The sequence below is a fragment of the Sinomonas terricola genome (assembly GCF_034931225.1).
GTDB lineage: Bacteria > Actinomycetota > Actinomycetes > Actinomycetales > Micrococcaceae > Sinomonas > Sinomonas terricola.
Genome location: NZ_JAYGGQ010000006.1, coordinates 199463 through 224951, shown reverse-complemented (window position 1 = coordinate 224951; position 25489 = coordinate 199463). Strand labels below are relative to the sequence as shown.

Below are 25489 nucleotides of genomic sequence, written 5' to 3'. Positions count from 1 at the left end.
CCGGCCCCGCCGCGGCCGTCGTGCGAGCGGTAGGTGCCCGCCGAGTGCCAGGCCAGGCGGATCATGAACGGCCCGTAATGGCCGAAGTCGGCCGGCCACCACTCCTTCGAGTCCGTCATGGCCTCGGCCAGGTCAGCCTTGACCGCATCCAGGTCCAGCGCGCCGAACGCCGCCGCGTAGTCGAACCCGGCCCCCAGCGGATTCGCCACCGCCGGGTTCTTCGCCAGGATCTTCAGGTTCAGCCTGTTCGGCCACCACTCGCTGTTGGCCACGCCCTGGGTCGGGTGCACACGGGCAGCGCCGTGCGCCACCGGGCACTTCGAAACAGCGGCCTCGGACTCGGTCGACATAGTGCTCTCAGACACGGGATTCCTTCCGGGATTGATAATGGTTTTCAGGACCGTCGCGCGAGTTCGCTGAAGATGCCTGACGACAGGCCTCCACCCCCGACGGAGATGGAGGCCAGCCCAACGGCTGATGTCAACGGGGTGGCTGCGACGATGGCGAGGGCAATTCCAGTGGCGAGGATGAGCAGCATCAAGCCCATGTACAGGCGGAATCTCATTCTTCTGCCTGGGATTCACTCGCGCTGTCGCGCGATCAGGCGATTCCCGTCGTCCCGAGCAGGCTGCCCAGCGCGAAGGTTGTGGCGAGAGCGAGTGCGCCGCCCACGACCACTCGGATTGACGCCAGAGTTCGCGAGCCACCACCGATCCATGCGCCAACAGCGCCTGTGAGTGCGAGCGCCACAAGGACGGCTGCGAAGGTCAGGGGGACGCGGATACCCTGCGGGAGAAGGAGGATTGCCAGCATGGGGAGGACGGCACCACAGAGGAAGGAGATCGCCGACGCCAGGGCCGCGTGCCACGGGCTGACGATTTCGTCCGGGTCGATGCCCAGTTCAATATCGAGATGGGCGCCGAGCGCGTCGTGGGCCGTCAGCTCCTGCGCCACCTTCGTGGCAAGGCCCTCGGACAAGCCCTTGCCGCGGTAGAGGCCGACGAGCTCGGCGAGCTCTTCCTCGGGCTTCTCCTTGAGCTCTTGGCGCTCCTTGGCGATGAGGTGCTTCTGGCTGTCGCTCTGGCTGCTGACAGAGACGTATTCGCCGAGGGCCATCGAAATCGCGCCGCCTACGAGGGCTGCCATGCCCGCTGCGAGGATAGGGCCGGTGTTCGTGGTGACGCCCGCGACGCCGACCACAACGGCAGCGACGGACACGATGCCGTCGTTGGCACCGAGGATGCCCGCGCGTAGCCAGTTGAGCTTCGCAGCGAGTGCCGTTCCCTGCGGTTCGGGATGGAGATTGGTGCCCAATTCTGTTGTCATATCGCCGGTTGCGCTGATCATTGTCATTTCCTTCTCTGTTTCTTATTCCGGACGTCGGCGTCCGGGTCCTGTGGTGCTATCTGGTCGCCGCGGCTGCAGACGACATTCAGAGAACCTTCTCGAGGAAGGCCTGAGTCCGGCCCTCTTGGGGATTGCCGAGGACTTCCCTGGCGTCGCCGCGCTCGACGACGCAACCGTCATCCATGAACAGCAGGGAATCGGAGACTTCGCGGGCAAAGTTCATCTCGTGCGTGACGACGACCATCGTCATGCCTTTCCTCGCGAGGTCCTGCATGACGGCCAGGACTTCGCCGACCTTCTCGGGATCCAAGGCGCTGGTGGGTTCGTCGAAGAGCATGATCTGCGGGTCCATGGCCAACGATCTGGCGATGGCCACGCGCTGCTGCTGCCCGCCTGAGAGCTGGGCGGGATAGCAGTCGCCGAATCCGCGCAGTCCGACGCTGGCCAACAGTTCCTGCGCCTGCGTGGCGGCCTGCCGCTTGTCGGCTCCCTTGACCAGAACAGGGCCGGCCATGATGTTCTCCTGGGCGGTCATGTTGGGGAAGAGGTTGAACTGCTGGAACACCATGCCGATCCTGGTGCGCTGCTCGGCGAGCCGCTTCCGGCTCACCGCATGGTAGGCGGCGGGCGTTTCGTCATAGCCGAAGTGCTCGCCGTTGACCTTCAGCACGCCCGAGTCGACCGTTTCGAGGCCGTTGAGGCATCGCAGGAGAGTGGATTTGCCGGACCCGCTCGGGCCGATGATGCAGCAGACTTCGCCGCTCGCGATGTCGACGTCGATATCCTTCAAGACGGGTTTGGAGCCGAAGGCTTTGCGGATGCTCCGGGCGTAGATCGTGCCGTCGGCTCTCATCGGGCAACACCTTCCGGATCCGTGAGCGCCACGTTGCGCGCCTTTCTCGGGAGTCTTGACGTGGAGCGTGAGTACTTCTTCTCAAGCAGCGACTGCGGATAGCTCAGGACAAGAGTCATCAGGAGGTACCACAGGCTGGCCACGATCAAGAGCGGGATCGTCTCGTAGGTGCGGGCGTAGATGAGCTGGGCGCTCTGGAGGAGCTCGGCGACTCCGAGCACACTGACGAGCGAGGATTCCTTGAACATGCCGATGAACTGGTTCCCGGTCGCCGGGATGATCGACGGCATGGCCTGAGGGATGACGATCTTGCGGAGCTTCATCCCTGTGCTCATCCCGAGCGAGTCGGCAGCCTCGATCTGGCCTTTGCCGACCGTTGCGAAGCCACCTCGAATGATCTCCGCCATGTAGGCGGCCTCATTGAGCGTCAGTCCGACGAGGGCGGCCGTGATCGGAGACATGATGGCGTTGACATCGACGGGCATGCCGAGGCCGGTGAAGGGTATTCCGATGGTCAGGTTCGGGTATAGAGCGGCGATGTTGAACCAGAAGATCAGCTGGACCAGGACGGGGGTGCCGCGGAAAAGGGTGAGGTAGACCCCGGCGGTGAACGCGACGGGCTTGACCTTCGACGACCGCATGATCGCCAGCAGCAGCCCGAGCAGCGTCCCGAGGAGCATGCTGGCGACCGTGAGGAAGATCGTGAGCAGGAGCCCGCCGAGGATCGACTGCTCGGTGACGTACTTTGCGACGACGCCCCACTGGAAGTTCGGGTTCGTCGACACCGAGAAGAGGGCGCCCGCCCCCAGCAGGACGCAGACGATCCACGCCGCGTAGTCGAAGGCGCTCCTGCGCCTTAGGCGAGGTTTGAGCGCGGGGTCCGCTCCGTTCATGCCGGGTCCGCTTCCGTGACTGACCGTCTGCAGCATGGAAGCCCCCTCCTTAGTTGAGCTTGGCATCCGTGATGGCACCCGCGTCAAGGCCCCAGTTCGTCAGCGACTGCTTGTACTGGGGGCTGTCCAGGACCGACTGGACGGCGGCCTGGAGCGCCGGGGTCAGGGCAGATCCCTTCTTCAGGCCGATGGCCGTGAGGTCGCTGGAGCCGACGTTGATCTGGGGGGTCAGGAGGGTGAAGGCATTGGGCTGCTGCTTGGCCGCCCACGCCAGACCTGTCGTGTCATAGAGGATGCCGTCGACGCGCTTTGAGGCCAGCTGGGTCAGGGCGTCCTGGACGTTGGGCAGCGTCACCGCGTTGATGGCCGGCTGTCCCTTGGACGTGCAGGTCTGCTCGGAGAGGGCAGGGAGCCGCTTCAGCTGGCCGCTCGAACCGGCCGTGACGGCGATGTTCTTCCCGCACAGGGTCTCATTGGTGAGCTTCATCGGGTTGCCTGCCGGCACCGCGATGGAATTCCCCGCCTTGAAGTAGTTGATCATGTCCAGGACCTTGAGCCGGTCCGCTGTGGGAGCCATCGTCGTCACCGTGAAGTCATCGCGATTGGCCTGAATGCCCGGGATGATGGTGTCGAAGACGACATTCTCGAACTTGAGCTTCAGGCCGAGCTTCGCGGCGATGAGCCGCGCAATGTCGGGGTTCATGCCGATCGGCGTCTTGTTGTCCGCCGCGAGGAACGTCGTCGGGGGGTAGTGAAGGTCCATGGCTACCGTCAGTTCGCCCTTGTCCTTGAAGGACTGCGGCAGGAGCTTCACCGCAGCCGGGTCTGGCTGGACGTTAGCAGCGATGTCAGAGTCGTTGGACGGCGCTGAACTTCCGGGTGCTGAAGCGACGGACGCGTTGCCACAGGCGCTCAGCGTCACGAGGACGGCCAGCGCCGCTGCTGCCGTATAAGCCTTGCTTCTGGTCTTCATAGGGCTTCCCTTCGAATGGTGTGAGCAGACGCGGACGGTGTGCTTTCCGGCCGTCCGGCTGGTCCGGAGCCAATGAGGGGACCGACAGGTGGCGGGACCCGGCTCCCGGCTCGAAACGGATCTTCTGCAATAGAACCGTCTTAGTTGTAGATTGTCAACAGTCTGCCAAACTACGACCACTCGAACGCCCGCGCCGGATCAAGGCGCCGTAAGACTGTTGACAATCTACAATAGGGATCTTAGAGTGATCACGAGGCTCTTGAGACCCACGGGCAGGCACAGTTTGCGGTCTAAGCCCGCGCTTCATGTCGATGAAAAGGATGAACACCATGGCAGAGACGAACTTCCGGCCGAAGTACATCTCCTTCGATTGCTACGGCACGCTGATCAACTTCGCGATTGACTCCACGACTCGCCGTCTGCTGGGAGGGCGCCTGAGCGAGGAGCAGTGGCCTGCCTTCAAGGCCATGTTCCGCGGCTACCGCTACGACCAGGTCTGCGGCGACTACTACCCCTATGAGCAGGTCCTGCAGGACTCGTTCGACCGGGTGAGCAAGCGATGGGGGCTGGACCCCGTCGAGGGTGCCGGCGCCGAGTTCGGCGAGGCCGTCCGGTCGTGGGTGGCCCACGACGACGTGCCGGCCCCCCTCAAGCTCATGGGCGAGAATTTCCAGCTCGTCATCCTCTCCAACGCGGACGACTCCTTCCTCGACATCAGCGTCCCCAGGCTCGGTGCGGAATTCCATGCCGTCTACAGCGCCGAGCAGGCTGGGGCCTACAAGCCGCGCTACCAAGCCTTCGAGTACATGCTCGATCAGCTGAACGCCACGCCCGATGACTTCCTGCACGTCTCGTCGCACACCCGCTACGACCCTCTGCCGATGCACGACATGGGTTTCCGCAACCTGGTGCTGCTGGATCGCGGCTACGACCCGGTGCCCCCGGGCTACGGCCTCGTGACAGTGAAGTCGCTTGACGAGCTCAACACGCTCCTCGGTCTCTGAGCCGCCGCATCGCCGAAAGAGAAGTCACGCCATGAAACTCACGCCCTACTGGCTCGACACTGCCGAACCGTCCGGTGACTACCGGCGCACGCCAATCCCTGAGAATGTCGATGTCGCCGTCATCGGTGCCGGCTTCACCGGTGTGTCTGCCGCGTTGGAGCTCGCGAAGCAGGGGGCCACCGTCGCCCTCCTCGAGCGCCACACCGTCGGCTGGGGAGCATCCGGCCGCAACGGAGGAATGGCCACGACGGGACTGGCCATCGGTTTCAGCACCGCAGTGAAGCGGTACGGGAACACGCGAGCCGTCGAGATGTTCAATGAGTACAACGACGCCATCGACACCGTCGAGAAGCTGGTGGGCGACTATGGCATCGACTGCAACTACAGCCGTTACGGCAAGCTCTCACTCGCATTCCACCCCTCCCACTACGAGGGGATGCTGAGGTCGCAGGAGTTGCTGGCCACGCTTGCCGATCATCACGTCCGAGTTATCCCGAAGTCGGAAATCCACAGCGAGATCGGCAGCGACTTCTACCACGGAGCCATGCTCGACCCCATGGGGGCGGGACTCCATGTGGGGAAGTTCGTCCACGGCCTGGCTGGTGCAGCCGCCAACGCCGGAGCCTTCGTCTGCGAGAACGCAGGAGTCACGGAGCTCAAGAGAATCTCGGGGACCGTGCACGATGTCCACACCACGCGCGGGATCACGCGGGCCAAGCAGGTCCTCGTCGCCACGAGCGGCTACACCGGGGGAATCACGCCCTGGCTTCAGCGGCGCGTCATCCCCGTGGGGAGCTTCATCATCGTGACGGAGCCATTGTCCGACGACGTCGTGAACAGGATCCTTCCCAACCGGCGGATGGCCTCGGACAGCAAGATGCTCACCTACTACTTCCGGATCACCCCCGACAACAGGCTCCTCTTCGGTGGCCGGGCGCGGTTCGCGCTCTCGAGCCCGGATTCGGACGTCAAGAGCGGCGAAATCCTGCACAAGGCGATGACCGAGCTCTTCCCCTACCTCGCCAACACCCGAGTTGACTACACGTGGGGCGGTCTCGTGGACCTCTCCATGGACCAGATCGTGCACGCAGGAATTCACGACGGTGTCTTCTACTCGCTCAACTACAGCGGGCACGGCGTCCAGATGGCAACCCACATGGGCAAGAAGATGGTCCAGTACATGGCGGGCGACGAGACGGCCAACGTCTGGAGGGGCATCAAGAATCCTCCGGTTCCCGGCCACTTCGGTCCGCCCTGGTTCCTGCCCCTCATTGGCGCGTATGCCAAAGTCCACGACCGGTTCAGCTAGGCAGGAGAACGCATCCGTGCTTCCAGAGACACTCGTCGCTGAAACGCGCCCGAAAGTGGTCGACAGGAGTGGCGTCGCCGCCGGCATCCCCGGAGGCGCGTTCATCGAAGGCCAGTGGCAGACGACGAACATGACTTTCGACGTCAGGGATCCCGAGGACGGCTTCCTGCTCTGGCAGGTCTGCGAATCCACTTCTGCCGAGGTCGGACGGGCCATTGCGCACCTCCACCGAGAGCTCGAGGGCCACGAGTGGCCGCTGCGTTCCCGCCGCGAGGCGTTCGAGCGGGCCGCCTTCCTGCTCGGCGAACAGTCCGAGCGCTTCGCGGGGATCATTGCCGCCGAGAGCAGCAAGACGGTCCGGGAAGCCGAGCAGGAGGTGCGTCGCTGCATCGAGACGCTCAGGCTTTCCGCTGCAGCCTCGGCAGAGGTGGAGGGGGAAACGCTCGGCTTCGAGGACAGCCTCGCGGGAATGGGCAAGACCGGCTGGTACAGGCGCCATCCTCTGGGGATCATTGCCGCGATCACGCCGTTCAACGACCCGCTGAACCTCGTAGCGCACAAGATCGGCCCAGCCCTCATAGGAGGCAACGCCGTCGTCCTCAAGCCCTCGAGCCGGACGCCGCTGTCCGCGCTCGCCCTAGTCCAGCTGCTCCTTCAGGCGGGCGTCCCCTCGGGGCGCATCGCCGCCGTCGTGACCGGCCCCGGGGTGTCCGAAGCCCTTGTCAGCGACCCCCGCGTGGACTTGATCTCCTTCACGGGCGGCCCGCGGACCGCAGACCGGATCGCGGCCGTCGCCGGGGCGAAGAAGTTCCTGTCCGAACTCGGCGGCAACAACGCCACCGTGGTCTTCGCCGACGCCAATCCCGAGGCGGCGGCCGAGGCCATTGTGGCCGGCGCCTTCGGGGTCGCCGGGCAGAACTGCCTCTCCGTCCAACGCGTCTACGTTCACGCCTCGCTGTTCGAGCCTCTCCTTGACCACGTCGTCCGCCGGACCGAGTCCCTGAGCATTGGACCGAAGCTCGATCGCAGCACCGACGTCGGCCCGCTCATCACCGAGGCCGAGGCACTCCGGGTCGCCGAATGGGTGGAGGAAGCCCGCGTTGGCGGCGCAGCTGTCCAGGTGGGTGGCCGGCGACGGGGTTCCTACTATGAGCCCACGGTCCTCACCGATGTGCCGGTGGACAGCAGGGTGATCCGCGAGGAAGTGTTCGGCCCCGTGGTGAGCATCATTCCCTTCTCCGAGGTGTCCGAAGCCATCGAAGCCGCCAACGACTCCGACTACGGCCTCCAAGCAGGAGTCTTCACTCAATCCATCGATCTGGCACTCACGGTGGCGGAGAGGCTCCGGGTGGGGACCGTCGTCGTCAACGAGACCAGCGACGTGCGAATCGACTCCATGCCGTTCGGCGGATTCAAGAAGTCCGGGGTGGGGCGCGAAGGGCTCAGATACGCCGTTCGAGAGATGACCGAGCCGAAGAACACCATCATCAACTTCGCCGGCGGGGCGCGCGCTCAGCTGCACCATGGACTCGGACACATCTCGTGAGCGCCCACAGGATTGCGGTCATCCCCGGTGACGGCATCGGGAGGGAAGTGGTGCCTGCCGCGATCGCGTGCCTCGAGCGGATCGCGGAGCTTCATTCGCTGACCTTGGAATTCACCCCTTTCGACTGGGGCTCGGACTACTACCTCCAGCACGGTCGCATGATGCCCGACGACGGCCTGCCGCAGCTTGCGCTGCATGACGCGATCTACCTGGGAGCCGTGGGCTCACCCGAGGTTCCGGATGCGGAGACCCTGTGGGGGCTGCTCATCCCCATTCGCCGGGAGTTCCAGCAGTACATCAACCTCCGCCCGGTCAAGACGCTCGACGGTGTTGCCGCCCCTCTCGCGAGCGAGCACCCGATCGACCTCGTCATCGTGCGCGAGAACAACGAAGGGGAGTACTCCGAGATCGGTGGACGGATGTACCGTGGCCTCCCGCAGGAGGGCGCTGTCCAGGAAGCCGTCTTCACCCGCTTGGGAGTGTCACGGGCCGCCCACTATGCGGCGTCCCTCGCGGCCTCCCGACGTGGGCGGCTGACGTCCGCGACGAAGAGCAACGGCATTGTGCACACGATGCCGTTCTGGGACGAGATCGTCGCCGAGACCGTGAGCCTCTACCCTGACGTCACGCTCACGGCCGAGCACGTGGACGCCCTCGCGGCCCACCTCGTCCTGAAGCCCTGGACGCTCGATGTCATCGTCGCCTCCAACCTGTTCGGCGACATCCTCTCCGATCTCGCCGCCGCGGTCACGGGCTCGATCGGACTAGCCCCGAGTGCCAACCTGAACCCTGAGGGCCGCTACCCCTCACTCTTTGAGCCCATCCACGGCTCCGCCCCCGATATCGCGGGAAACGGCGTTGCGAACCCCGTCGGCCAGATCTGGTCCGGGGCCATGATGCTCGAACACCTCGGCCACACCCAAGCGGCGCGGCATCTGCAGACTGCGTTCGAAGCGGTGCTCCGAGACGGAGTGCGGACCCGGGACATCGGAGGAACAGCCTCGACGGCGGAATTCACGGAGGCGGTCTTGTCGATGATCGACGCCCAGGCCGACGAGCAGGTGGCCGGGCTTTCCCGGCCGTCTCAACGATGAGGGGCGCCGCGTAGGATCTACAGCCGCGCAGGATCTACAAGATCATGGAGAAGGCCGAACGCTGGACGCGTTCGGCCTTCTCCTCATTCCAGGTGATCGATCTCGGGACTATTCCGTCCGCCACACGCTGACATCGTCGTCGGCGTGGACGGCAAACCTCCCGCGGCCCTCATCGCCCCACACCCAGAAGACGGTCCCGTCGTGGGCGACGACGTCGACTGTTCCGGTGAAACGGGTTTCCCAGCTCCGGTGGACTGCCACTCGATCGTCCCTCTCGAGGGATCCCCACTCGTGGTGGGGTACGCCGGACGCGAGGGGCGGTGCCATCAGGTCCTCGTCGAGCTCGAGACTTTGGTATTCGTTCATATGCACACGCGTGGCCGCGCTACTGTTCCTGTGAGTGAAACGCGCTCTCGCTTTCACGGCCCTGTTCCTTTCCCTTGATGGTGGCAGCTCCGGGCGCCCGCCGTCGGTGGGATCCCGTAGCAGTTTTCGTTGCCATGACGCTTTCCAGATCGAGAGCCGAAACGGGGTTCAGTTCCGCGGTGTAGTGCCATTGGACGGCCTCCCCGTAGAGGGGCGGCATGATCTCGCCCTTGAGGACGACGACGGCGGCAGATGGCCAGGCCGGGGAAGTCCAGGCTCCGCTGGTGGGGCAATGTTCGCCCGTCGCCGCGAACCGGTCCTCCTGACGGAGGATCAGAAACCACGGCCATCGCTGCGGAATAGTTGGTGATCCACTGGTCGGCATCGCCCTCTACCTCTTCCCTGAGGTGTGGTGCGGTACGAAGGGCCAGTTCTGGAATGCAGCCGGTGTACCGCACAAGCGGTCTCTTTCCACTAGTGTGGCATTCATCTCGTAGATTGTCAACAATCATTTTGTGGAAGTGGTGACAATCAGAACATGGGCTTCGAGGGTTCCGGGCACAGCAAAGGGCGGCGAGTCGCCAGTGAGCCTCCTTGGCTCCTCTGGCGTCTCGCCGCCCTTGGCGCGACCCTGGCTAGGCTTGCGGGGCCGGTACGGGGATCGCGGTGTACTTGTACTCGAGGAACTCGTCGATGCCCACCCGGCCGCCCTCGCGGCCGAGTCCCGACTGCTTGACGCCTCCGAACGGCGCGGCGGGATTCGAGACGATTCCGGTGTTGACCCCGACCATGCCGACTTCGAGTGAGGCCGAGAAACGTGCGGCCTTGTCGAGATCCTGGGTGAAGACGTATCCGACCAGGCCCCATTCCGTGTCGTTGGCCATCCGGATGACTTCGTCCTCGGTGTCGAAGACCGTGATGGGGGCGACGGGGCCGAAGATCTCGGTCCGGCTGATCTCGGCGTCGGCAGGCACGTCGACGAGGACGGTGGGCTTGTAGAAGTAGCCCGGTCCCTCCGGACGGAATCCTCCGGTGAGGACTTTGGCCCCACGGCTTACGGCATCGTTGACGAGCTGCTGCACCTTGTCGAGACCGTCCTGGTCGATGAGGGGCCCTACCTGGGTTCCGGGGCGAGCCCCATCGCCGACGACGAGGGCGTCCATGCGCTCGGCGAACCGGCGGCTGAACTCGTCGGCGATCTCCCGGTGGACGTAGATGCGGTTCGCGGCCGTGCAGGCCTCGCCCATGTTGCGCATCTTCGCGACGATGGCGCCCTCGACGGCGCGGTCGAGGTCCGCGTCCCGCAGGACGATGAAGGGAGCGTTGCCGCCGAGCTCCATGGAGGAGCGCAGCACGTTCTCGGCTGCCTGCCTGAGCAGGATCTTCCCCACCTCGGTGGAGCCGGTGAAGCTGACCTTCCTGGCAATCCCGCTATTCATCCAGACGCTGACCACTGAGGAGGCGCTCGAGGTCGGCACGACGTTCAGCACGCCGTCCGGCAGCCCGGCCTCCTTGAGGATCGCGGCGAGGGCCAACGAGGTCAGCGGGGTGAGCTCTGCCGGCTTGAAGACCATCGTGCAGCCTGCGGCGATGGCGGTGCCGATCTTGCGCGTGCCCATGGCAAGCGGGAAGTTCCAGGGCGTGACGAGAATGGACGGACCTACCGGTTCTTTCGTCACGAGGATGCGGTTGGCGCCGTCGACCGACGTCGTGGTGTCGCCGTCGATCCTTGCGGCCTCTTCAGAGAACCAACGGAGGAATTCGGCACCGTAGGCGATTTCGCCCTTGGCCTCCGCAAGCGGCTTGCCCATTTCCGAGGTCATGATGGCGGCAAGTTCCTCAGCCCTGCTGAGGACGATCTCGTAGGCCTTGCGGAGGATGTCGGCGCGGAAGCGGGGCGAGGTCCGGCCCCATGAGGCCTGGGCCGCGCCGGCGGCCTCGATGGCACGCTGTGCGTCGTCCGGCGTGCCGTCCGCCACGTAGGCCAGAGTCTCGAGAGTCGCCGGATTCTCGACCCGGAAGCGCTTCTCGGATGAGGAGGCGGTCCATTGTCCGTCGATGAACAGGTCGACTTGGAGCTGATCGACGAGGGGAGTGGTGATGGTCACTGGCTTGTCCTTCAGGTGCCGTAGGGGGTGGTTGAGGAGGTGCTTCTCGGCTGTGCGGAGGGAAAGTCCGTGGCCGCTGGTTCAGGAACCGACTCCCGCCGGTATGGCCGGCGCGCCGAGAACTGCGGAGACGGCGGCTTCGAACCTTTCGAGCCCCGTCGCGATCTCTGCCTCGGTCACGATGAGTGCCGGGATCAGCCGGACGACATTGCCCTCCGGGCCACACGTGAGGGTCAGGAGTCGCTGCTCGACGGTTGCCTGCTGCACGGCCCCTGCTGTGGCGGCGTCGGCCGTGCCATCGGGTGCGGTGAACTCGATGCCGGCCATGAGGCCGATGCCTCGGACGTTGCCGATCGTGGGGAAGCGGGTCTGGATCTCCTTGAGCCCGGCCAGCATCTGATTCCCGCGGAGGCGGGCGTTCTCGACGAGCCCCTCCTCCTCGATCACCTCAAGGGTGGCCACACCTGCCGCTGCCGAGACGGCGTTGCCTCCGTAGGTTCCGCCCTGCGAGCCCGGCCATGCCTTGGACATGGTCTCCGTGGACGCGGCGATTGCCGAGATGGGGAAGCCGGACGCGATGCCCTTGGCCGTGATGATGATGTCCGGAGCCGCGTGGGAGTGCTGGTGGCCCCAGAACTTGCCCGTGCGCCCGACGCCGGCCTGGACCTCGTCGAAGATGAGCTTGATTCCATGACGGTCGGCCCGATCGCGCAGGCCATCCATGAAGGCGGGCGGGGTGGGGATGTAGCCGCCATCGCCCAGTGCCGGTTCGATGAGGAACGCGGCCGTGTCCTCGGGGGCCGTGCGGGTCTTGAGAAGGTAGTCCAGCTCCCTGAGCGCGAACGCGACGGCGCTCGCCTCGTCCATGCCATAGCGATACGCGTGCGGGAAGGCAGACATGTGCACACCCGCCATGAGCGGCGCGAAGCCGGCGGAGAACTTCGTCCCTGCGGTCGTGAGGGAGGCGGCGGCCACCGTGCGGCCGTGGAATCCGCCCTGGAATACGACGATGTTGGGCCGTCCCGTCGCCATCCGGGCCAGCCGGATCGCGGCCTCGACTGCCTCGGAGCCGGAGTTCGCGTAGAAGACCGAGTCGAGGCCCGCCGGGAGAACCTCGCCGAGCTTCTCGGTCAGCTCCAGCAGCGGCTTGTGCATCACCGTGGTGTATTGGGCGTGGATGATCTTGCCGACCTGCTCGCGTGCGGCTGCGACGACCTTGGGGTGGCAGTGTCCGGTGCTGGTCACTCCGATGCCGGTCGTGAAGTCCAGATACTGCTCGCCGTCGGTGCCGAAAATCCAGCTGCCGAAGGCATGGTCGACGACCACGGGCGTCGCCTGCTTGAGGACGGGGCTTAGGGAAGCCACGGTGCACCTTCTTTCTAGTGGGGTGCGGCAAGAGTGCTGCCCCTACGGTTGTCGGAGTCTCGCTTCCATCCTGAAACATGCCTTCTTGATTGTCAACAATCTCACAATAGGGGAGATTAGTTTCTCGGCTGTGTACGCAGTCTCACGAAACCCCCGGATTCGGTGCGAGTGCGCGATATGATTGTCGACAACATAGTCGTCGAGTCTCAGGAAGCGTCATGAAGTCAAGCAGGGTGCTCCAGCCCATCGTCCAGGAGTCCACGCCGTCGCTCATTGCCGCCCAGCTGAGAGGGCACATCGCTGAGGGTGCGCTGCCGCCCGGCGCACAGCTTGTTGAGGCAGACATCGCCAGGGAACTCGGCGTGAGCCGGGGGCCGATTCGCGAGGCGATCCAGCGGCTCACCCAGGAGGGGCTTCTTGTGAGCATCCGCAATAGGGGGGTCTTTGTCGCCGAATTCGACGACGAGGACATTCGGGACATCTATGAAGCGCGGACGGCAGTGGAGAAGGCGGCTGCCGGAATCCTTGCCGACGGCGATGGCGCCCGGGCTGGAGCGGAACTGCTCAGGCAGGTCGAACGTATGGATGCGGCCAGGGCTGCAGGCGATGACACGGCCGTCTCGGAAGCCGACATCGCCTTCCATGAAAAGCTCGTGGAAATGGCCGCGAGCCCAAGGCTCTCGAAGATGCACGCCACGCTCCTGACGGAGACCCGCATGTGCCTCAACCGCCTCCAAGGGCGGTACGACGACGAATCGGTCCGCGTTGAAGAGCACCGGGGGATCGCCGAGGCGATCCGCGACGGGAAGCGTGATCTGGTGATGGACCGCCTGGACGCGCATAAGGACGACGCGATCGCAAGGCTACTCCCTATCCAAGGGGCAAACAGCACTGCTGCCTCATAGCCCCTCACAGGCGATTCGGCATCGGGCCCGGACAAGCTCTGCTTGTCCGGGCCCGATGCATTTCCAGACGGCTTGACGCGAGGGCTTTTCGAGTCCGCGGGCTTCCGGGTGGGGTGCCGGCTGAGGCATCAGGCCCTGGGCTGATCGGTCAGGAGGATCGTGCGGCGAAGGTTCAAGTTTCAGTTTGCAACTGAAACAAACTGGGCTATCGTGGGATCAGGCGAAGATGTCGGTCTACGTGACGGCATCCCGAGAGAAAGGCGCTCTTCATGACCACCCCCAGCTTCCGTCCGAAGTACGTCTCGTTCGACTGCTATGGCACCCTCATCAGTTGGCAGATGACCCCGATCACCAGGGAACTGGTCGGCGACCAGATCCCCGCTGAGGATTGGGATCGGTTCGTCGCGGAGTTCCGCGGTTACCGCTATGACCAGGTGTGCGGTGAGTACCAGCCCTACGAGCAGGTGCTCCAGAGCGCCTTCGAGCGGGTCTGCCGGAAGTGGGGAATCGAGGCAGACCCCCGTGCGGGAAAGCGATTCGCCGACGGCATCAGGACCTGGGGTCCGCACCCGGATGTTCCCGCGCCGCTGAAGACCATGGGCGAGCACTACAAGTTGGTGATCCTGTCCAACGCCGACGACTCCTTCCTCGCGGAGAGTGTGCCGCGGCTGGGCGCGAACTTCCACGCCGTCTTCTCCGCGGAGCGGGCCGGCTACTACAAGCCTCGGTACGGCGCGTTCGAGTACATGCTGGAGCAGCTGGATGCGGCGCCCGGGGACTTCGTGCACGTGTCATCGCACACCCGCTATGACCCTCTGCCTATGCACGACATGGGTTTCCGCAATCTGGTGCTGCTGGATCGTGGTTACGACCCGGTGCCCCCGGGCTACGGGCTTGTGACGGTGAAGTCCCTGGACGAGCTCAACACAATGCTCGGCATCTGAACTAGACACGACGACCAAGGGACCCCACGAATGCCTTCCAGCCTCAGCCGAGCGATCGACAGCTACCCCAACCGGTTTGACCCCGGTGCCTTGGGCGCATTGCCCGAGCACCTTCAAGAGACCATCCGACGGCGGAACGAGGTGCTCGGTCCTGGCTACACGTTGATCTACCGGGAGCCGGTCGAGTTCGTCTCCGGTCACGGAGCCCACTTGGTCGACCGCGAGGGCAATGACTACCTCGATGCCTACAACAACGTTCCCTGTGTGGGACACGCCCACCCTCGGGTAGTCGAGGCGGTGTCCAGACAGATGGCGGCAGTCAACACCAATACGCGCTACGTCCAGGAAGCGCTGGTGGGTTATGCAGAGCGGCTTCTCGCCACGTTCCCAGGGGGATTGTCGAAGGTGAGCCTTGCTTGCAGCGGCTCGGAGGCCAATGATCTCGCCATGCGCGTGGCGAGGTTCCACACGGGTGGCGAGGGAATCATCGTGACTCGCTGGGCCTACCACGGCCTCACCCGCGAAGTCGCCAGCTTCTCGCCGAGTCTGGGCCCGGGCTCACCGCTGGGACCGAACGTCCGTCTCATCGATCCTCCGGACCCGCGACTCGTCGCGCCCGGATCTACGCTGGCCGAGCACATGCGCCTCCAAGTGCGCGGCGCGATTGATGACCTCGAACGCCACGGCTACCGGCTCGCGGCGCTGGTCGCCGACTGTGCCTACAGCAGCGACGGAATCTTCACCGATCCAGTCGGCTACATGCAGGCCGTCGTGGAGGAGGTGCATGCCGCCGGCGGCCTCTACATTGCCGACGAGGTGCAGTCGGGATTCGCCCGGCTGGGGGACTCGATGTGGGGCTTCAGCCGCCACGACGTGCTGCCGGACATCGTTACCATGGGCAAGCCGATGGGCAACGGGTTGCCCATCTCGGGTGTGGTGTTCCGGCCCGAGGTCGCCGAGGAGTTCGGACGGAGCGTTCGCTACTTCAACACCTTCGCCGGCAGCTCGGTCCCGGTCGTCGCCGCGGCCGCTGTGCTGGACGTCTTCGACGAGGAGAACGTGCAGCAGCGTGTAGTCGAGAACGGCACGGCGCTGCGCGCCGGCCTCGAAGAGCTCACGCAGGCATCGCCCTACGTGGCCGAAGTGCGCGGCAGCGGCCTGTACATCGGCGTGGAGGTCGTCAAGGACCCCGAGACGCTCGCGCCTGACCGCGCACGGGCCGAGGACATCATCAACGACCTGCGCGATCGTCGAGTTCTCATCAGCGGGACTGCCAAGGGGGCCCACGTGCTGAAGATCCGTCCTCCACTGGCTTTCAGCTCCGCCGATGTGGCCCGGTTCCTGGAGGCCTTCGCCGAGGTCGCGAAAGTCCGTCTCTAGCAGTCTGGCTGAAGGGATTGACAGTGGACGCCACACCAGCCTTGAACCCGGCTCAACGGCTCTTCGCCGAAAGTGGCTTGGGGTCGACTCATATGCCTGTCGACGTGAGTCTGGTGAGCAAGCTCCTCGAGAAGGAGTACCAGCTCACCGGACGTCTCCAGCAGTTGGCGACGGAGAAGGATGACACGTTCAGACTCAGGACTGAGAAGGCCAACTATCTCGTGAAGGTCTCACCACCCGATGAGGCACAGGAGGTCGTCGGGTTGCAGACCGCCGCTATGCGCTTTCTCGAAGGCGCCGCTGCGGAGCTGCCGGTCCAACGGGTGAGGCTGACCGTCGACGGATGCGACAACGTGGTGATCAAGACGAAGGACGACGGGACTCGCATCCTGCGGGTGTTCATCTTTGTCGAGGGCGCAGTCTGGGCGCAGACGAATCCAGACGGCGGCCAAATCGCCAAGGTGGGCGAGATGCTGGGGCGAGTCGACGTGGCGCTCGCGGCATTCGCGCACCCGGCGGATCGACGCGCGTTGGTGTGGGACTTGCGGCACTTCCACGAGCTGACGGACCTCGTCGAGCACACTGCGAATGCCGAGCACCGCCAGCTGGCCGGAAGGGTGTTTCGCCTTTTCGAAGGAGCCGTCGTGCCAAGACTGGGCGAGCTTGAAACGCAAGTGATCCACGGCGACTACAGTCCGTACAACGTGGTCGTCGATGAGCAGAGCGACGACTATGTGACCGGCGTCATCGACTTCGGCGACACCATGCGCAGCGCTGTGATCTTCGACCCCGCAGTGTCCCTGGCGAACCTGATCGGCCGGGTGCCGGAGAAGCCTTGGCGGGATGCCTGTTCCTTTGTCGCCGGCTACGAAAGGACGCGGCCACTCAAGGACCGGGAGCTTCCGCTGCTGCCGGTTGCCGCATTGGCGAGACTCACCCTCCGCGCGCTCATCGCGAACTGGCGTGCGGAGCGCGTACCAGAACGGCGCGACTACCTCCTCGCCCATGCCAAGGATGACTGGATCAATGTAGAGCGGTCCCTGGCCGTACCCCTTTCGGACGTTGTGGCACAACTCCGGGGTGGGCCGTCGTCTGGAGGAACAAGTTCGGTATGGTCGTGAGGTGACCGGCAATCCGACTTCGCGCGACTACAACAAGGCGTCGGTCCTTGATGTGCTGCTCTCCCGGGCGCCCTTGACGCGCAACGAGGTCATCGAGTTCACCGGCTTGAGCAAGGCCACGGTGTCTCGGGCGGTCGAAGATCTTCGGGCCGACGGGTGCGTCGTCGACGGCGGGGTCGACGAACTCACCGGTCGCGGCCGCCGATCCACCTACCTCGACGTGCCTGGCGCGCTGGGGCACGTCGCGGGCATCAGCTTCGGCATGCAGACCACCTGTGTCCTGGTCTCCGATCTGAGGGGCCGGGAGATCCGGCACATCACCGTGCCCACGATGGACCACCAGGAGGTCAGAAGCGCCGCAGAGTGGCTGATCGGCCTGATGGCAGAGGCCGCCGAAACAGCAGAGGGGCCGTTGCGCCAGGTCGTCGCCGCGGTGCCCGGCCGTGTGCGGGGTGGCACGGAGGTCTTCGGCCCAAGGGAATCGATGAAGGTTTTCGCAGGCTCCGCTCTCCAGCGGGAGCTCACGGGCCTGGTCAGCGCTCCCGTGCTCCTCGACAGTGACGCCAATGCGTCCTTGCTCGGGATCCTCGTCGAGAATGCCGCTCTCAGGAATGCCGCGCTCTTCAGCTTGAGCAGCATCCTGAACTTTGCCGGCTGCACGGAGCGAGAGCTCCTCCGAGGCCGGACGCCGTCCTTCGGCGATATCGGTGTGCTCTTCTCCGGGGTCGGCGACGAGCCCCTCGAGGAGGTGCTGAGCACGGGTGGCCTTCTCCGGTTTGCCAGAGGGCGGGGGCTCGACCTCGAACGGATCGAAGATCTCTGGCTCCAACCGCACGACGAGGTGGCGCGCTCGGAGGTGCTGGATTCGTTCACCACCGCGTTGGTCACCGCTGTCAGTGCAGTTGCCGTGACGCTAGACCCGGAATCGGTCTTTTGCGTGGGACGACTGCGGCCGCTGATCGAGGAAGTCCTTCCCGAGGTGCGAAGGCGGCTCGACAAGAGCCTTCCGACCGTCCCAGAGGTCAAGGTGGCACCGCAGGTGCTCGGCTTGTCCGTGGCACGGGGCGCAATGCACGCATCCCTCGGGCTAGTGGGGGACCGGCTGAGAGACGCGGTATTGGAAGCGCGTCGCCAGGGCCACCGTGCAGATCAGCCCTCGCCGGCCTTCTGAGTCGCCATCTCCAACTGGGGTGATCTCCGGAAAAGTCTGTGGGCATCCCGGTCGACTCCGCACCCGCGGGATTTTCCTTGGGATGAGCTTTAATCTGTCGCGGCACCTTTTGCGAACAATTCTCATTTAGCCCGGTTGTCTGCACCAGCTGATCTGCCCTCGGGGAAGTCTATTGTTTGAGTGTTGACAATTTGCCTGTCCACTTCTAGCGTTGAAGCAACGATCCGGGGCATCTTCGATGATGCGTCCCCGCGAAAATGCAGAGGGAAATCGTGAACACTCTTGAAGTCACTGACCTGAAGATCTCGATTCGTGGTCGAGAGATCGTGAAGGGGATCTCGTTCGCCGTGGCGCAGGGGCAGCGGGTCTGCCTGCTCGGCGAGTCCGGCTCGGGCAAGTCCCTCACCGCGGCCGCCGTCCTAGGGCGGTTGCCATCGAATGCAGTCACCGAGGGCAGCATCCGCATCAACGGAGTCGAGGTGCTCGGCCTTCCGGTGTCGAAGAGGCCGGACCATGCGCGCGTAGCGATGGTGTTCCAAGACTCCGCCGTTGCACTCAATCCCTTGGTGCGCCTCCGCGATCAGCTCGTCGAGCCGCTTCGCCGTCATCGCGGGCTCTCCAGGCGGGACGCGCTCAAGGCCGCCATCGAACTGGCCGGCTCGGTGGGGCTCCCCGATCCCGAGCGTCTCGTCAACCGATTCTGCTCGGAACTGTCCGGGGGCCAGCGTCAGCGGGTGTGTATTGCGCTGGCGCTTGCGTGCAATACGCGCCTGATGGTCGCCGATGAGCCGACGACGGCGCTCGACGTCGTCACGCAGGCGCGGGTCCTGGAGGTGCTGAAGAAGTACACGACGGGCAAGGACACCCCGGCCCTGCTGTTCATCACCCACGATTTCGCGGTCGCATCAGAGCTGTGCAGCGACTCGGTGGTGATGAAAGACGGCGACATCGTCGAGCAAGGGCAGATCCACGAGATCTTTGCCTCGCCGAAGCACCCCTACACGTGTGAGCTGATCCGGGCGGCGCGCGCTGCGACAGTCGAGCCCTACATCGAGAAGCTCCAGGCCGCGGACCGGCAGGTGCAGGCCCCCGGAGGGCCGGCATTCTTCGATATCGGCGGCGTGAGCCGCGCGTATCCCATGCCCCGCAAGAAGCCGTTCGCCAAGCCGGACATGAAAATCGCACTCGAGGCGACCACGCTTGCCATTGCGCCGGGCGAGCGGGTTGGGATTGTGGGCGTGTCCGGCTCGGGCAAGACGACTCTGCTGAGAATCCTGCTGGCCCTGGACTCCACCGACACGGGGGCCGTGGCCTGCGATGGGAAAGAGGTGTTTCCCGCGGACATCCGCGAGCTGAAGTGGTACCGGCGCCGGGTGCAGTACGTGCCTCAGGATCCCGCCAGCTCGCTTCACCCGCTCATGACCGTCCGGGAGCTCGTGGCCGAACCGCTGGTCCGGCTGAAGGTTCCCGGCGACCGCGACCAGGCGGTACGAGAGGCGCTCGAATCCGTCGGGCTCGACGAGAGGTTCCTTTCTCGCCGCGCCAACGAGCTCTCGGGCGGGCAGGCGCAACGCGTGGCGATCGCCCGCGCGATCGCCACGAAGCCCGATTTCCTGATCGCGGACGAACCGGTCAGCGGACTGGATCTGCCGATGCGCGAGTCGATCGTGGCCCTCCTGACCCGCATCTCAGACGAGCGCGGCACCGGCATCGTGGTGGTCTCACACGACCTGTCCATGGTGGCCAGCATGTGTCACCGAACGGTGGTCATGCACGGTGGCGAGGTCGTCGAAGACGCCCCGACAGCCCAACTGCTCACCGATCCCCAGCATCCCCGGACCCGGGAACTCCTGGCGGCGATCCCCACGCTGCATGTCCTTCCCCAAGCCCTGGTCGCCGTGGAGGGATGACCCTCTTCTCGCACGACCTCCGCAGCATTCCCGAATCCCCTCAACTTAAGCCCATCCCCCGAAAGGCTCACCCAATGAACCATGTACGCCGCCGAGCCACGATGACCGGCGCACTCATGCTCGCCTCCGCCCTTGCCCTTACCGGATGCTTCGCCGGAGGATCAGCTGACGCGTCAGCCGGTGGCGGCGCACGCATCCGACTGGCCATGGCCATTGCGCCGAGCTCCGGGCTTTCGCCCTACAGCGATGATGCGTCGGACCTCTCTCGCTGGGATGCCACCGAGTCGCTCGCCCAGCTCGACGAGTCAGGGAATCCGCAGCCCTCGCTCGCGACATCATGGAAGCAGATCGACGACAAGACCTGGGAGTTCGCCATCCGCACGGGCGTCACCTTCCAGGACGGCACGAAGCTTGATGCCAAGGCGGTTGTCAACTCGCTGCAGAAGGCCCTCGACGCGAAGACGCGTCCGAGTGTGCTGGGCGGGATTGACCTGAAGCTCTCGGCGCCCGACGATTCGACCGTGCGGATCGTCACCGCCACATCGGACCCGGTCCTGCCTGCCCGCCTCTCGAACCCGCAGCTGGCGATCCTCTCCGCGGCGGCGTACAAGGCAGACGGTACAGTCAGCGCGGTCGGCACCGGAACTGGGCCGTTCAAGATCACCAACGTCGGTGGAACTTCGACGGTTACCCTGGACCGCTACGACGGCTACTGGGGGCAGAAGGCGAAGGCTGCCGGCATCGACGTCACTTTCGTTACCGACGGGACAGCGCGTGCAGCGGCTCTGCGGTCCGGAGCTGCCGACATCGCAGCGGCCCTGCCCGTCTCGCAGTTCTCCCTGATGGACCCGAAGCTGCTCCACGAGGTCCCCATGCCCCGCACCACCTCGATCTACTTCAACAACTCCAAGGGCGTCTTCGCGGACCCCTCGATGAGGGCCGCGGCGCGGGCCGTCCTTGACCCGAAGGCCATCGTCTCCAACGTCTACGAGGGTCACGCCGACGCCGCGCAGGGTCTGTTCGGACCCGCCATCCCGTGGGCGAAGGACCTGCGGGGAAACACCGCGTCATCCATCGCCCCCGGCGATGCAAAGGGCAAGCAGATCACCCTGGCGACCTACACGGATCGTTCCGAGCTGCCGGAGGACGCGGTGCTCGTCCAGCAGCAATTGGAGAAGGCGGGCTTCGTGGTGAAGCAGGACATCCGCCAGTACTCCAACCTGTCCAAGGATGCGCTGCACGGGGCATTCGACATCGTGATCGGCTCAAGGTCGTCCGCGCTGGACACCGGTGACCCGGTCGGCTACCTCCGCAGCGACTACACCTGCAAGGGCACCGGCTACGTGCTCGCCCAACTCTGCAACCCGGAGATCGACCAGGCGATTGCGAATGCCTCGACGCAGAAGCTGGGCCCGGACCGGCAGAAGGCGGTCATGGGTGTCGAGGCAATGCTCCTCCAGCAGGACGTCGTGGTCCCCCTTGTGAACGAGCGGGCCGTCCAAGGCGAGGCTGCTGGAGTCAACGGCGCCGTCCGCGATCCATACGAGCGACGTCTGGTCACCAACGAGACCACGGTCGCACGGTAATGGGAAGCACTATGAGCACGGAGCAGAAGGAGTAGCCATGGCCGACTCCACCCAGCTCGTCCCGATTCTTCGGAGACGCGCTCAAGGCCCTCAGAGCAGAGGCAGGTGGCGCGCATGGGTTCCCACAGCGTCGCGGGTCATCTCGGCAGCCGCCGTCATCTTCTTCCTGGGCATGCTCCCCTGGCTGTCCAATCGGGATCCCGCCGTCTCGATCTTCCGGGCACGTTACAGCGAGGCGGACATGACGCCAGCCGCGTTGGAAGCGGTGCGGCAGCAGCTGGGCTTGCACTCCGGGCCGTTCGGGGTCTTCTTCACCTGGCTCGGAAAGGCCTTGACCGGCGATTGGGGTGTGTCCTGGGTCAGCCAGCAGCCGGTGCTGCCCACAGTCCTACGCGCCTTGGGCGTCTCCCTCTCGCTCATGGTGTTCTCGCTGATCGTGGCGACGGTTGTTGCCGCGGCCCTGAGCATCACGACCTTCCGCAGGGGTTTGGCGGGACGCAGCGATCGGACGGGTGGCGGCCTCGCGGCAGCTTTCACCTCGATGCCCGAATTCCTCCTCGCCTCGCTCCTGCTGGTCGTCTTCGCTGTAGGGCTGCGGTGGTTCCCCCCGTACGGCTGGGCGAATCTGTCCGATGCGGTCCTTCCGGCGCTCTCCATGGGGCTGCCGGCTGGAGGCTACATGGGACGGCTGTTCTCAGACGCCGTGGCTAGCACGTTCAGCGAACACTGGGTGGCGACATGGTCGGTCGCCGGCTTCTCGAAGACGCGCCTCGTCACTGCGGTGATCCGCCGCTCGCTCCCTGGCATCACGCCGCAGATCGGCCTTGTTTTCGTCGGGCTCACCGCCGCGGCTGTCGCCGTCGAGCAGGTGTTCGCGATCCCTGGCATTGGGCGCACGACCCTTAGTGCTGCACAATCCCAGGACCTGCCCATGCTCCAAGCCGGCGTGATCTTCCTGATGTTCCTCGCGATGTTCCTGGGGGTCAGTGCGGGAATCGTCCGCCGCGTACTGCTCGGGCCCGCGCTGCGAACCCATGCCCTCCCCACTTCAGTACCGAAGCCACCGAGCCCGCGCCGAGCCTGGATCCTTCCGATCGCCTCACTCTCGGTCATCATGATCCTCGTCCTCCTGGGCCTGCCCCGGGATCCCTATGCCGTTGTATGGCCGCGCCTCGCTGCGCCGTCCTGGCCGATTCCGCTGGGCGCCGACGAATCCGGCCGCGACCTGCTGGCACGGATCTCTCACGGCGCGCTCGACACCGTTTTCGTCGCGATCGCGGTCAGTATTCTCTGTTTCGTCCTGGGCATCGTCATCGGGATGTTCCCAAACGCGGCAGCCGGCCTGATCGAGGTCAAGAACGCACTGCCGCCAGTCATCGCCGGCCTCATCATCGCGGGCATCCTCGGTCCCTCGGCCATCGGCGCGGCCCTGGCGATCACCCTGGCCGGATGGGCGCCGCTCGCCGCGCACACGGCAGCGCTCGTAGCCGAGGTCAGGGCCCAGCCGTATGTGCAGGTAGCGCCGATGCTGGGAGTGGGTCGGGCCCGCCTCATGATCCGCTATGTGTTGCCTGGCGTCGTCGGCCCCGTGTTCCGCCATGCTGCCCTGCGCCTGCCGGGCATTGCCCTTGCGCTCGCCGCGCTCGGCTTCCTCGGCCTCGGCCCACGCCCGCCGGCGCCGGACTGGGGCCTGATCCTCGCTGAGGGTATGCCGTACATCGAGCGCGCACCTCTTGTGGTGTTTGTTCCCGCGGGAGCACTGGTGCTCCTGTCAGTGTTCGCGGTCTCGCTCTCCAGTCTCACCGTCGATTTTCGAAGTGGCCGCGGAGGAATCCGCCGCATGCGCTTAAGAAGCTCGAAAAACCGGGGGCCCCGGAACACCGGTCCGACTCCCGTCGTCAGGAGCTTCGAGGAAATCAAGTAAGGGAAGTCATCAAAAGAGGAGGGCGGCGAGTCCAAATGATCGTTGCAACACCCACTGTTTCGGTGAGGAGCAACGACCATGGGATCGCCATTCGACGAACCGAAGCGCCAGAGGTATTCCGAGTGTGACCGCGAGCCGTTCTTCGAGGTGATGGAAGCCGTCGGCCAGCTCACGGCTGCCCCAGCCGCCGCGCTTGGGGTGCCGAAGAGCGTCTGCTACCGCTGGGCGGCCGGACCCAGGCAGTCTCGTCCGAGCCGGCGAGAGCAGCCGGCCGGAGGCGCAGCGGCCGTCTCATCAGCGTCGGCAGAGCTGAAGGGAGGCCGCCGCCGCTGTCGGGATCCATCGGAACACGGCTTCGGACTTCGATCTGCAGGCCAGCGCCTGCCAGCTGCTCGAATCCGGCCCTCGAGCTGGAACAGATGAGCCGAGCTCGCAGATCCTAGCCTTGCTCCATGCAGGAGCGACTCCCGGGGCACGGGTGTGTGGCCTGGGTGTCCGTCCCGGAGACGGTCAGGTCGACCGGGCTGTCCGTGAGGGCCATCATGTCGATCATCGCGCGCCTGCTCCCGGGGGTGCCGGTCGGATCGTTGTCGAGCAGCGTGAGGGGGCCGCCGTGGCACGTGCCGTCCTGGCATGCCTCCCCGGTGAGCGGTGCGGGGTCGAGGGTGGCAACGCGGTCAGGCGTGATCCGGATGGGCCTGCCTCGACGCGCGCCGCTGCCCGGGGAGTTGGCGGCCTACTGCCTGCACACCCTCGCGGACGCGGCACAGCTGCCGAACGCGGCGGGGGTCCATCGCCTGGTCGCCCCTCACCATTTCCCGCCTGCGCTGAGGCCGAGAGGCCTGCCCGCGTGCCCCTTTCGCGTGGCTGCCGATCGTGGAGCGTTCACCCCGCAGACCGATTCGGTTTGGCTCTTGGATACCCGAGGGGGGTATTGTTTGGCTGAAGCGACTTCGGCTGTGCGAGGCACACCTCGACGCTGACAACCCCGGCCAATGGCTCTACCACTGCCACAACGCCTACCACGCCGCCCAGGGCATGATGGGCGTCCTCAGCTACGTCAGGTGAGATACGGAGGGCGGTCTGCACCCGCAGGCCGCCCCTTGGGTCAATTGACCGTGAGCTCCGCATACATGCCCGCGGCCTTCGTGCTGCTCGGGCACTGGTTCGAGATGCGTGCCCGGGGCGGTGCGAACGAGGCGATCCGGACGCTCCTCGAACTGGCCCCGCCGGTCGCCGTCGTCATCCGGGACGGCGAGACCGCCGAGGTACCCACGGCCCAGATGCAGGCCGGTGACCTGCTCCTGATCCGCCCGGCCGCCAAGATCCCCGGGACGGGATCGTGGAGGAGGGCCAATCCGAGGTTGACGAGTCGATGGTGGCGAGAGCCTGCCCGGCGCCAAGGGCATCGGCGACCAGGTCATCGGCGCCTCGAGCAACACCACCGGGACGATGCGGGTGCGGGCGACATAGGTGGTGGGGTCCGAGACCGCGCTGGCCCAGATTGTCGCCCTGGTGCAGGAGGCCCAGAACTCCCAGGCCTCCGGGCCAGCGGCTCGCCGACCGGGCAGCCTTCTGGCTCGTTCTCGTCGTGGGACGGGGCTCCCCAGCCAACATCTCCAATCTACCTGATTGTTGACAATAGTGACATTGATCTGTCAGTATCTGCTTATGAATGCAGATAGGCAGC

The 25489-nt window shown here is 65.3% G+C and carries 21 protein-coding genes and 2 pseudogenes; 14 read left to right on the top strand and 9 right to left on the bottom strand.

Annotated features, from left to right (window positions below):
* The 5 genes and pseudogenes from SPF06_RS10445 to SPF06_RS10425 form a co-directional block, all read right to left on the bottom strand.
* A pseudogene (locus SPF06_RS10445) lies at positions 1 to 350 on the bottom strand (catalase/peroxidase HPI); the annotation flags it as partial.
* A gap of 250 nt (positions 351 to 600) precedes the next feature.
* Positions 601 to 1326 carry a VIT1/CCC1 transporter family protein gene (locus SPF06_RS10440; protein WP_323278998.1) on the bottom strand — a complete coding sequence of 242 codons (726 nt, stop codon included), beginning with the start codon at positions 1324 to 1326 and terminating at the stop codon, positions 601 to 603.
* 106 nt (positions 1327 to 1432) lie between these two features.
* Positions 1433 to 2200 (bottom strand): amino acid ABC transporter ATP-binding protein, encoded by a 768-nt coding sequence (locus tag SPF06_RS10435; RefSeq protein WP_323278988.1) that lies wholly within the window; start codon positions 2198 to 2200, stop codon positions 1433 to 1435.
* Entirely contained in the window at positions 2197 to 3129 is a 933-nt protein-coding gene (locus SPF06_RS10430) for an amino acid ABC transporter permease (RefSeq protein ID WP_323278987.1), read from the bottom strand. The genes SPF06_RS10435 and SPF06_RS10430 overlap by 4 nt, the downstream gene beginning before the upstream one ends.
* Before the next feature lie 13 nt (positions 3130 to 3142).
* Positions 3143 to 4066 (bottom strand): ABC transporter substrate-binding protein, encoded by a 924-nt coding sequence (locus tag SPF06_RS10425; RefSeq protein ID WP_323278986.1) that lies wholly within the window; start codon positions 4064 to 4066, stop codon positions 3143 to 3145.
* A gap of 329 nt (positions 4067 to 4395) precedes the next feature.
* On the opposite strand from SPF06_RS10425, the gene SPF06_RS10420 reads away from it, so the two are divergent.
* The 4 genes from SPF06_RS10420 to SPF06_RS10405 are packed head-to-tail and all read left to right on the top strand — an operon-like array spanning position 4396 to position 9019.
* Positions 4396 to 5070 (top strand): haloacid dehalogenase type II, encoded by a 675-nt coding sequence (locus tag SPF06_RS10420; RefSeq protein WP_323278985.1) that lies wholly within the window; start codon positions 4396 to 4398, stop codon positions 5068 to 5070.
* Positions 5071 to 5101: 31 nt separating this feature from the next.
* Positions 5102 to 6379 carry an NAD(P)/FAD-dependent oxidoreductase gene (locus SPF06_RS10415; protein WP_323278984.1) on the top strand — a complete coding sequence of 426 codons (1278 nt, stop codon included), beginning with the start codon at positions 5102 to 5104 and terminating at the stop codon, positions 6377 to 6379.
* A gap of 16 nt (positions 6380 to 6395) precedes the next feature.
* Positions 6396 to 7925 (top strand): aldehyde dehydrogenase family protein, encoded by a 1530-nt coding sequence (locus SPF06_RS10410; protein ID WP_323278983.1) that lies wholly within the window; start codon positions 6396 to 6398, stop codon positions 7923 to 7925.
* Positions 7922 to 9019 (top strand): tartrate dehydrogenase, encoded by a 1098-nt coding sequence (locus SPF06_RS10405; RefSeq protein ID WP_323278982.1) that lies wholly within the window; start codon positions 7922 to 7924, stop codon positions 9017 to 9019. Before SPF06_RS10410 ends, SPF06_RS10405 begins: the two co-directional genes overlap by 4 nt.
* A gap of 108 nt (positions 9020 to 9127) precedes the next feature.
* On the opposite strand, the gene SPF06_RS10400 is transcribed toward SPF06_RS10405, so the two are convergent.
* The 3 genes from SPF06_RS10400 to SPF06_RS10390 form a co-directional block, all read right to left on the bottom strand.
* A complete protein-coding gene (locus SPF06_RS10400; protein ID WP_323278981.1) occupies positions 9128 to 9385 on the bottom strand; it encodes a hypothetical protein in 258 nt (85 codons plus the stop codon).
* Positions 9386 to 10020: 635 nt separating this feature from the next.
* On the bottom strand, positions 10021 to 11493 hold the full coding sequence (locus SPF06_RS10395) for an NAD-dependent succinate-semialdehyde dehydrogenase (protein ID WP_323278980.1): 1473 nt from the start codon (positions 11491 to 11493) through the stop codon (positions 10021 to 10023).
* An 81-nt stretch (positions 11494 to 11574) separates the two neighbouring features.
* Positions 11575 to 12858 carry an aspartate aminotransferase family protein gene (locus SPF06_RS10390; RefSeq protein WP_323278979.1) on the bottom strand — a complete coding sequence of 428 codons (1284 nt, stop codon included), beginning with the start codon at positions 12856 to 12858 and terminating at the stop codon, positions 11575 to 11577.
* A gap of 233 nt (positions 12859 to 13091) precedes the next feature.
* Here SPF06_RS10390 and SPF06_RS10385 point away from each other — a divergent pair, with 233 nt between their 5' ends.
* The 9 genes and pseudogenes from SPF06_RS10385 to SPF06_RS22125 all read left to right on the top strand — a co-directional run.
* Complete coding sequence (locus SPF06_RS10385) at positions 13092 to 13763, top strand: GntR family transcriptional regulator (RefSeq protein ID WP_323278978.1); 672 nt, start codon at positions 13092 to 13094, stop codon at positions 13761 to 13763.
* Between the two features lie 269 nt (positions 13764 to 14032).
* Positions 14033 to 14707 (top strand): haloacid dehalogenase type II, encoded by a 675-nt coding sequence (locus SPF06_RS10380; protein WP_323278977.1) that lies wholly within the window; start codon positions 14033 to 14035, stop codon positions 14705 to 14707.
* Positions 14708 to 14737: 30 nt separating this feature from the next.
* A complete protein-coding gene (locus SPF06_RS10375) occupies positions 14738 to 16087 on the top strand; it encodes an aspartate aminotransferase family protein (protein ID WP_323278976.1) in 1350 nt (449 codons plus the stop codon).
* A gap of 113 nt (positions 16088 to 16200) precedes the next feature.
* On the top strand, positions 16201 to 17208 hold the full coding sequence (locus SPF06_RS10370; protein WP_323278975.1) for a phosphotransferase: 1008 nt from the start codon (positions 16201 to 16203) through the stop codon (positions 17206 to 17208).
* 1 nt (position 17209) lies between these two features.
* Positions 17210 to 18379 (top strand): ROK family transcriptional regulator, encoded by a 1170-nt coding sequence (locus SPF06_RS10365; protein WP_323278974.1) that lies wholly within the window; start codon positions 17210 to 17212, stop codon positions 18377 to 18379.
* Between the two features lie 272 nt (positions 18380 to 18651).
* Positions 18652 to 20289 carry an ABC transporter ATP-binding protein gene (locus SPF06_RS10360; protein WP_323278973.1) on the top strand — a complete coding sequence of 546 codons (1638 nt, stop codon included), beginning with the start codon at positions 18652 to 18654 and terminating at the stop codon, positions 20287 to 20289.
* A 74-nt stretch (positions 20290 to 20363) separates the two neighbouring features.
* A complete protein-coding gene (locus SPF06_RS10355) occupies positions 20364 to 21875 on the top strand; it encodes an ABC transporter substrate-binding protein (RefSeq protein ID WP_323278972.1) in 1512 nt (503 codons plus the stop codon).
* Positions 21876 to 21912: 37 nt separating this feature from the next.
* On the top strand, positions 21913 to 23799 hold the full coding sequence (locus SPF06_RS10350; RefSeq protein ID WP_323278971.1) for an ABC transporter permease subunit: 1887 nt from the start codon (positions 21913 to 21915) through the stop codon (positions 23797 to 23799).
* Between the two features lie 966 nt (positions 23800 to 24765).
* Positions 24766 to 24867, top strand: a pseudogene (locus SPF06_RS22125) (multicopper oxidase domain-containing protein); the annotation flags it as partial.
* A 40-nt stretch (positions 24868 to 24907) separates the two neighbouring features.
* Here SPF06_RS22125 and SPF06_RS10340 read toward each other — a convergent pair.
* Positions 24908 to 25075 carry a hypothetical protein gene (locus tag SPF06_RS10340; RefSeq protein WP_323278969.1) on the bottom strand — a complete coding sequence of 56 codons (168 nt, stop codon included), beginning with the start codon at positions 25073 to 25075 and terminating at the stop codon, positions 24908 to 24910.
* Here SPF06_RS10340 and SPF06_RS22205 point away from each other — a divergent pair.
* A complete protein-coding gene (locus tag SPF06_RS22205; protein WP_487399474.1) occupies positions 25002 to 25484 on the top strand; it encodes a P-type ATPase actuator domain-containing protein in 483 nt (160 codons plus the stop codon). The two genes, SPF06_RS10340 and SPF06_RS22205, sit on opposite strands and share 74 nt — an antisense overlap.
* Positions 25485 to 25489 lie beyond the last annotated feature (5 nt).

Coding starts and splice junctions, on each gene's coding strand:
- SPF06_RS10440 (WP_323278998.1), bottom strand. CDS start 1,326: ATGACAACAGAATTGGGCACCAATCTCCATCCCGAACCGCAGGGAACG.
- SPF06_RS10435 (WP_323278988.1), bottom strand. CDS start 2,200: ATGAGAGCCGACGGCACGATCTACGCCCGGAGCATCCGCAAAGCCTTC.
- SPF06_RS10430 (WP_323278987.1), bottom strand. CDS start 3,129: ATGCTGCAGACGGTCAGTCACGGAAGCGGACCCGGCATGAACGGAGCG.
- SPF06_RS10425 (WP_323278986.1), bottom strand. CDS start 4,066: ATGAAGACCAGAAGCAAGGCTTATACGGCAGCAGCGGCGCTGGCCGTC.
- SPF06_RS10420 (WP_323278985.1), top strand. CDS start 4,396: ATGGCAGAGACGAACTTCCGGCCGAAGTACATCTCCTTCGATTGCTAC.
- SPF06_RS10415 (WP_323278984.1), top strand. CDS start 5,102: ATGAAACTCACGCCCTACTGGCTCGACACTGCCGAACCGTCCGGTGAC.
- SPF06_RS10400 (WP_323278981.1), bottom strand. CDS start 9,385: ATGAACGAATACCAAAGTCTCGAGCTCGACGAGGACCTGATGGCACCG.
- SPF06_RS10380 (WP_323278977.1), top strand. CDS start 14,033: ATGACCACCCCCAGCTTCCGTCCGAAGTACGTCTCGTTCGACTGCTAT.
- SPF06_RS10375 (WP_323278976.1), top strand. CDS start 14,738: ATGCCTTCCAGCCTCAGCCGAGCGATCGACAGCTACCCCAACCGGTTT.
- SPF06_RS10355 (WP_323278972.1), top strand. CDS start 20,364: ATGAACCATGTACGCCGCCGAGCCACGATGACCGGCGCACTCATGCTC.
- SPF06_RS10350 (WP_323278971.1), top strand. CDS start 21,913: ATGGCCGACTCCACCCAGCTCGTCCCGATTCTTCGGAGACGCGCTCAA.